The 6,417-nt window shown below is 28.0% G+C and carries 7 protein-coding genes; 1 reads left to right on the top strand and 6 read right to left on the bottom strand.

Translation table 11 applies throughout. The annotated features are described in order from the left end of the window. The 4 genes from B3603_RS23070 to B3603_RS23055 all read right to left on the bottom strand — a co-directional run. On the bottom strand, positions 1-770 hold a 770-nt coding region (locus tag B3603_RS23070), incomplete at its 3' end, for a MurR/RpiR family transcriptional regulator (RefSeq protein WP_291569188.1). Positions 771-1,194: 424 nt separating this feature from the next. Then, positions 1,195-1,737: a tRNA (mnm(5)s(2)U34)-methyltransferase gene (locus tag B3603_RS23065; protein ID WP_291569187.1), complete on the bottom strand. Its 543-nt coding sequence runs from the start codon at positions 1,735-1,737 to the stop codon at positions 1,195-1,197. Positions 1,738-1,741: 4 nt separating this feature from the next. Further along, on the bottom strand, positions 1,742-2,470 hold the full coding sequence (locus B3603_RS23060) for a pseudouridine synthase (RefSeq protein WP_291569186.1): 729 nt from the start codon (positions 2,468-2,470) through the stop codon (positions 1,742-1,744). A gap of 187 nt (positions 2,471-2,657) precedes the next feature. Next, the gene (locus B3603_RS23055; protein WP_291569185.1) at positions 2,658-2,798 is read right to left on the bottom strand and encodes a hypothetical protein; all 141 of its coding nucleotides are present in this window, start codon (positions 2,796-2,798) and stop codon (positions 2,658-2,660) included. 301 nt (positions 2,799-3,099) lie between these two features. Between B3603_RS23055 and B3603_RS23050 the strand changes: the two genes are divergently transcribed. Beyond that, positions 3,100-4,197 carry an iron-containing alcohol dehydrogenase family protein gene (locus tag B3603_RS23050; protein WP_291569184.1) on the top strand — a complete coding sequence of 366 codons (1,098 nt, stop codon included), beginning with the start codon at positions 3,100-3,102 and terminating at the stop codon, positions 4,195-4,197. 265 nt (positions 4,198-4,462) lie between these two features. Here B3603_RS23050 and B3603_RS23045 read toward each other — a convergent pair whose 3' ends face one another. Together B3603_RS23045 and B3603_RS23040 are read right to left on the bottom strand one after the other, a co-directional pair. Continuing rightward, complete coding sequence (locus B3603_RS23045; RefSeq protein WP_291569183.1) at positions 4,463-5,740, bottom strand: FAD-dependent oxidoreductase; 1,278 nt, start codon at positions 5,738-5,740, stop codon at positions 4,463-4,465. Next, positions 5,737-6,417 (bottom strand): sulfide/dihydroorotate dehydrogenase-like FAD/NAD-binding protein (locus tag B3603_RS23040; RefSeq protein ID WP_291569182.1); only part of this gene is annotated, 681 nt, incomplete at its 5' end. The genes B3603_RS23045 and B3603_RS23040, both read right to left, overlap by 4 nt.

Here is a 6,417-nt window from a genome sequence, read left to right as displayed (position 1 = left end):
ATTATAAGTGCATTAATAACACTTAATGGTGCTACCAAGGAATCAACAAAAGAAGCCATATTACTTTCTGCTACTAAAGTATAATCAGCTCTAGTTGCTAAAGGAGATAATACACTGTCAGTTATAGCAATTACTGCTGCCTTTCTAGATTTTGCAAAAGTTAATGCTTCTATAGTTCGCATAGCATATCTAGGAAATCCTATCCCAATTACACAGTCTTCTTCAGACAAATTTAACATTTGCTCGAAAATGTCACTCATACCATAAGACACAATTTTAACGTTATCTAATATTAAATTTAAATAGAATCCTAAAAAGTCTGCAAGGGCAGTAGAGCTTCTTAATCCAATAATGTATATATTCTTAGCTTTGAAAATATTATTAACAGCTTCATCAAAAGCTGAATGATTAATTTTTTCTAATGTGACTCGTATATTTTCAATATCAGATTTTAAAACACCTTTCAATGCATTATTATGACTTATAAAATCATTTGAAAGTTCTATTCTTTGAACTGTTGTAAGTTTATTTTTAATAAGCTCTTGTAAAGCCTTTTGAAGTTCTGGGTAACCACTATACCCTAATTGATTAGCAAATCTAACTACTGTAGATTCACTTACGCCTACACTAGTTCCAAGTTTAGCAGCAGTCATAAAGGCTGCTTTATCATAATGTTTTAATATATACTCCGCAATAAGCTTTTGTCCTTTACTTAGTCTTGGAAATTTTGTTTGTATCATTCTCATAAGATCTTGATTATTGTTATCCATTATTAAACCACCCCTTCATAAAATGAAGAAATTATTAACTATATGCTTTTTTATTTACTTCACTTTTAACTTTTTTACTGTTTCATTTTAACATTTTGTGAACCATTTATCAATAAATATTTCATTTTTTTGTATTTTGAAATATTGGCTTCATTTCTTTTTTAAGTTCATGTAATATGCTACTTTTCTTTTTTATAAAATTTCAAATTAATGTATTATTTTCAAGCTATTATTCTGAAATATCAACTTTTTTTACATGTATATAATAATATTATGTCTAAATCGTTATATACATTAAAATAATTATTTTTTCATATTCTACATTAAATTTTTATATCTTACAATTATTTAAATTTACTATCTATCATTATACTGTGTAAAGTTACTAATTATTATTTATAATAAAATCTTTTTATAAATTTAATTATTTCTTTTCTATTACAATTAATTGAGGAGCTTTTTCACTTCTATTTATAACCTTATGAAGCATTACTCCATATGTATCCTTCGGTAAACTAGAAACATATTTTAATATTTCATTCTTTTCTTTTTCTCCTTCTTCATGTCCAATGTAAACTGCTATGGTTATTATTCCTCCTGGTTTTAATATTTCTACAGAAGATTTTATGCTAATTAAAGTTGTGATTGTTTCAGTAGTTATCTTTTTATCTCCTCCAGGTAGAAATCCTAAATTATACATTACTACATCTACATTTTCTTTTACATATTCTTTTAGTTTGCTATGACAATCTTTAATTAAAATTACATTTTCCTTTTTCTTTTCAGAATATTTTTCTATAGCTATATCTTGTACATCAAAACTATAAACCTTGTTAAAAAAACTGCTTAAAAAATCAGTATCATACCCATTTCCTAATGTGCCATCAATTGCTACATTATTATCAATTGAATAGTTTTTTATAATATACTGAGATAAACTGCTTACGTCGCTTACATATTTAAACAATAACTTATTTCCCACCTTTTAAGTATTTTATTTCATCTTCATTTAAAAATCTATATTTACCTTTTGGTAAATTTCCTAATTGAATTTTACCTACTGATAATCTCTTAAGCTTTATAACTTTGTGATTTATTGCATCACACATTTTTCTTACTTGCCTGTTTTTACCTTCATGAATAATTATTTTTAAATCAGATGTTATATTATTTTTATCTTCAGTATTTTTTTTAATTACAGTACATTTTGATGAAGCAGTTATATATCCTCCAATATCTACACCTTTACATAGCTTTTCTATCTCTTCCTTTGTAGGTATACCTTTTACAGTTGCTATATAAACCTTATTAATAACTTCCCTAGGATGTATTACATTATTATAAACATCTCCATCATTAGTTAACAGTATCAATCCTGAAGTATCATAATCTAGCCTTCCAATAGGATATATTCTTTCTTTAACATCTATTAAATCAATTATTGTCTTCCTACCTCTTTCATCACTGACAGTAGATACATATCCTTCTGGTTTATGAAGTGCTATGTAGACTTTTCTTTCTTCTGGCTTAATTATTTTATCATTAAATAGTACTATATCTAGTTCAGGATTAATTTTAAATCCTAACTCTGTAATTACTGTACCATTAACTTTTACTTTTCCATCTAATATTATTTCTTCACATTTTCTTCTTGATGCAACTCCACAGGATGCCATATATTTTTGTAGTCTTTCTTGCAAATTACCACTTCCTAATTATATTCTAGTTAGTCAAACTCAATAATCATCATTTGAATTATAATATTTAAAACTATAAAAATCAATTAATAGTTCTATAATTAATAGTAAAGGATTAAAAATCACAATTATTTTTGCAATTTCTTCTGTTAATAATATTTAAAGAGCTAGATGTCTAGCTCTTTAAATATTATTTTTTCAGTATTTGTTTTGAGTTAGGCATCATTTCCATAAATCCTGTTTTAGAAGTTCTACTATCTTCACTTTCTTGAACCATAGAAGTCATTTGAGCTTTTAGTTTATTATCTTCTTTTTTATTTTTCTTAGACATATTTTCACCTCCTAAAATTATCATTGTCATCTTACAAAAATTTATGTGAAAGGTCTAAAAATAACTAGTGGAAAATAAAGCAAATACTTTTTTCAAACACACCTATAATTTTTACTAATAGTGTTGCTATCAATTATTTTTTCATGAAATTCCAAGCAAGCTTTGCTGACATACTAAGTATTAATTTCCTTAAAATGACTAATATACACTATAAACATTTTTTTTATAATTTGACTGTTATTGTAGAAAATTTCTAATAATGATATATTTATGTAAAGTCTTTTATTTAGGAGGTATTATTATGAATAATCCAATATTTTATATGCCAACAAAAATTGTTGTAGGAAAAAATGCTATAAATAATCATAAAAATTTATTAATAAGTATTGGTACAAAAGCATTAATTGTTACTGGTAGAAATTCATCAAAAAAAAATGGCTCTTTAAAAGATGTGGAAACATCTTTAAAGGATTTAAATATACCTTATGTTATATTTAATGAAGTTGAAGAAAATCCTTCTCTAGAAACTGTAGGAAAAATTGCAACCTTAGGAAAAGATGAAGAAGTGGATTTTATAATTGGTGTAGGTGGTGGCTCTCCAATAGACGCAGCAAAAGCAGCTGGAGTACTTATTAAAAATATTGACTCAAATTTAAAGGATTTATCTATCTCACCACTATTAAATTCCATTCCAATTATAGCAGTACCTACTACTGCTGGTACTGGTACAGAGACTACACCTTATGCTATTGTTACAGATCATGAACTTCAAACAAAAAAAGGTATATCTCAAAGAATATTTCCAGCAGTTGCTTTTTTAGATGCAACTTATCTTATGAATACCCCTAGAGAAGTTACGATGAATACAGGGGTAGATGCACTTTCACATTTAATTGAAGGTTATCTAGCTACTAATGCTAATATCTTTAGTGATGTATTAGCAGAAAAAGGGCTAGAATTATTTGGTCAATGTATTCAATCTTTAAGAAAAAATGAAATCAACTTTGAAATTCGCGAAAAATTATTGATTGCTTCTACCATTGCTGGAATGGTAATCTCACAAGCAGGTACTTCTCTCCCACATGGCATGGGATATGCATTGACTTATTTTAAAAATGTTCCCCATGGAAAGGCAAATGGAATGTTGCTAAAATCGTACTTAAACTTTTGTAGTGATAAAGCAAAAGTTAGTAAAATAATATCATTACTTAAATTTAATAGTTTAGATGAACTAGGTGAATTTTTAATAGAAGTTCTAGGAAAGCCAGTAGACCTTACTGATGAGGAAATATTAAGTTATGGTAAGGCAATGGCTAGCAACGATGCTAAACTTAAAAATCATCCAAATATAGTTTGTGAAGATGATATTATTAAAATATACAAAGATAGCTTAAAATAAGATATTATCTTAATAGATAAAGGTGGATAATATTATCCACCTTATTATAAGTATAATTATATATATTTTTTTAATATGACCCTTCTTAAATTTTAAAAATCTATCTTTTAATAGTTTATATACTCCCTTCTTGCAATGAATTTTTGATCCTTTAACTACTCATAAAAAACTTTATTTTCATGATCTCTACATATATCTATTTTAAAATATAACTGCTTATATTTAATAAAAAAAGATTGGAACATCTGCTCCAACCTTTAATACCTTATATTAATTTTTCATTAAATATATTATCTAAGTTTACTTTCTTAACTCTATTATGAATCTCCTCATTATCCGTTGAGTATAATCCCGTTTCTTGCATTCGTTTAAAATATCCAGCTCCTGCGAAAGTGTATCTATTTCTTCTACCTTCTTTAGTTTGTACCTTTTCATTAGCATAAGCAATAATATCTCCAATAGCTAGATTCCTTGGTAAAATTAATAATGGTATTCCAAGATAATTCCTAACTGCATTATGTCCTGCAATAGAACCAGTGGATATAGCTTCTGTATGCCCTACAAACAATCCACTTTTTTCTCCTCCACAGAATAAATTATCTAATCCCATAACTTTTAAGTCATCTGTTCTAGGTGCCACAGAAAGATATCTAATAGAATTTCCCTTTCCTCCAGCATAAGGATCTAAAAATTTTGCTGATTCTAATCCTTTAATTTTTCTAAGCTTTTCTAATGGATAATAAGATGTCATAAGTTTTGCATGGCCAGTATCCAGTAAGACTATATTTTCAGCAAACTCTTTAAGTGCATATTGTTGACATACCTTTTGCGTTAATTTATCTAAATTAATATCCTCAACAGGAACAGTTAATACTACTACACCCTTTTCATCAAGTTCTTCTATTATCTCTTTGGAAAGAGTTTCCTTAGCTAGTTTACAAGATCCACTAAAAGCTCCATAAACATCTTCATCTCTTTCTCCTTTTATATCTTCAATCCCTGCCCTATGACTAATGCTTATTCTTGGTCCAAAAGCAGGACATCTTAATATGCACATAGAGCATCCATTACCATATCTCAAACAATTTCCCATAGGTCCAGTAGATCCTGTGGTTTCTATAAAAACATCTCCTTCAATAAAACTTCCATCCGAAATATATATGCCTTTTAATTTGCTCCCTTCTCTTTCTACATCTACTGCTCTAGTTACCAATTTAATTTCAATTCCTAAGTCTAACAAGTGCTTTCTAACCTCTGGTTCTATTTTATTAACATCATAAAGCCATGCATGCTTATGACCAGGGAAGTCTATATTCTTATGTCTTGAATTTTTATCAGTAATGTGAATTAAATCACCTGCACCAAGTGCTATAAGTTCTTCAGTAGCAGTATATCTACCATTATTTCTCATTATTCCGCCTACATTTCCTAGTCCCAATAATAAATCTGTTTTTTCAAGTAAAGTAACCTCTGCACCAGCTTTTTTAGCAGATATGGCTGCGGCACAACCGGACCATCCACCCCCAATTACTACAACCTTCAAAACATTCTCCTCCCTTCTAAAATATGCTTTGGTTCAGTCTGTATCTTACAAAGTCTTCTTAACTTCTCATCATTATTCATAATAGTACACGCTCCACATACTCCTTCTCCACAGCACATTTTTTCATTATTACAACAAGAAAATTTAATATTTTTATCATGACCTTCTATTATTTTCATAACTTGATAATTTAATATATCTGCACCATCGCAATGTACCAATGAGATTTTGTTATTTTCTAGTATATATTCTAACTTATTTTTACATGCTCCACTTAGCAGTCCACCAGGAATTATAGTTATACATTCTATAATTTCATCAGCATATTCGGAAAGTTTTTCCTTAATGAAAATATCTTTAAAAGGATTTTTATCAATTAAGACAATTAATTTATTGTTGTTATGCTTTAACTTTTCTAAAACTGGCAATAAAGGTGCTTGACCAATTCCTCTAACTACTAATAAACAAACCTGATTTTTAGCTTCCATTATTGCTTTCAATCCTAATATTCCATTCCAAAATGGTCCCTTAACTAAGATATCATCACCTATATCCAATTTATCTAATGATTTGGTCTTGACCCCTTTAAGTTCAATAGCTAAAGTTAATACACTTTCTGAAGTATCACTATCCATTACACAAATTTTGATGCTCCAATTTGTGTAATGGATAGTGAT

It is taken from the genome of Clostridium sp. UBA2485, from assembly GCF_002341865.1.
In the GTDB taxonomy this organism is placed as follows: domain Bacteria; phylum Bacillota; class Clostridia; order Clostridiales; family Clostridiaceae; genus Clostridium_J.
This window is presented reverse-complemented; position numbering and strand designations above follow the sequence as displayed.